We start from the raw sequence: 1001 nt of genomic DNA, 5'->3' as shown, positions 1-1001 counted from the left end.
ATCGGACTGTGCGATACGAATGGCTGAGCCAATATCTTTGGAATAGTATTGCCGAGGTACAGGAACATGCGACACAATGGCTATGGTTTTATAACAATGAAAGACCCAATACAGCAATTGGTGGTGTCCCACCAAAGCAAAAACTGGCACTAGTGGCCTAAGTCTCTACTTTTGACCTCAGCTAAAAATGGGGAGATTACCGATTCCTTTAAAATTGCCACACTACTGCGTGGTGGTAACTTTCCAATAGCTTATGATTATCCAAGTGAAATGCGCGCAGCTCGTGATCTACTGCGCCGAAGAATGAAGATTGTCCGTCACGGGGCCATGCTCAAAGGTCATGTGGTTAACACCAACAGCCAATACAATTTACCTGCCACTGAACTTAATCTTAAAAACATCTCTGCAAGACAAAAACTTCGCGAGCAATATCAAGATCCTATCGTACAACGCAACATTGATTTAGACATGGCACTACTTGATTGTTATGCAAAGGAACTCGCACAGGTTGAATGGTTCATTGAAAAACAGGCCAAAAACCATAATCCCGTCTATTTAGAATTACTGAAAACAGTACCAGGTATTGGCAAGATTTTGTCACTGACAATCCTCTATGAAATCGGTGATATCAGTCGATTTGAGTCAGTACAAAAGTTTGCTTCATACTCTCGATTGGTCAAATGCAAAGCAGAATCAGCGGGTAAAACCTATGGCACCAATGGCAATAAAATCGGTAATGCTCATTTGAAATGGGCATTCTCAGAAGCAGCGGTGCTTTACCTGCGAGGCAATGACAAAGCACGTAACTACCTTAATCGATTACAAAAACGAATGAGTAAAGCAAAGGCGTTGTCTGCACTGGCACATAAGCTTGGTCGCTGCGTCTATTTCATGCTGAAGAACAAAACGGTGTTTGATGAACAACGATTCTTAAAAGGATAAGTCGCGCAATAAGGTGAGCTGAACGTCTAACTAGATACTCTTAAAAAGAGAAGCGAGCA

General features: G+C 42.1%; 1 protein-coding gene and 1 pseudogene. Both read left to right on the top strand.

All coding sequences use genetic code 11. From position 1 onward, the window contains the following. On the top strand, nucleotides 1-161 hold a 161-nt coding region (locus H5125_RS21675), incomplete at its 5' end, for an integrase core domain-containing protein (protein ID WP_182745496.1). Between the two features lie 22 nt (nucleotides 162-183). Next, a pseudogene (locus tag H5125_RS21670) lies at nucleotides 184-942 on the top strand (IS110 family transposase); the annotation flags it as partial. Nucleotides 943-1001: the final 59 nt, after the last annotated feature.

It is taken from the genome of Shewanella sp. SR44-4 (assembly GCF_014163715.1).
Lineage (GTDB): Bacteria > Pseudomonadota > Gammaproteobacteria > Enterobacterales > Shewanellaceae > Shewanella.
This window is presented reverse-complemented; position numbering and strand designations above follow the sequence as displayed.